We start from the raw sequence: 267 nt of genomic DNA, 5'->3' as shown, positions 1-267 counted from the left end.
CTCCAAACGCTCCAGCAGCGCACACAAGAGGCGCTGGCCGACCCGATTGTTGACCTCACCACGCTTCGCCTGCCCATCTTGCGATCTAGTCGCGGCTCGCCCTGGACCGTCGATGGCTTCAAAGCGTCCTGGTCGGCGGAACTCAACCGATCCGTTTTCTCGCGGCTGCGCGACCGTCGCCTGGTTTTCCACGGCTTGCGCAAGTCGGCGGTCGTATTCTTGCTCGAAGCCGGTTGCACGGATGCGGAGACCGCCGCCATCACAGGC

The 267-nt window shown here is 64.0% G+C and carries 1 protein-coding gene; it reads left to right on the top strand.

Annotation, left to right across the window (positions count from 1 at the left end; all coding sequences use genetic code 11):
• The coding region (locus tag ACZ3GY_RS24125; protein WP_465912285.1) for a site-specific integrase at nt 1–267 on the top strand (267 nt) is incomplete at both ends.

The sequence above is a fragment of the Pseudomonas sp. PME37.24/006 genome, assembly GCF_055556635.1.
This window is presented reverse-complemented; position numbering and strand designations above follow the sequence as displayed.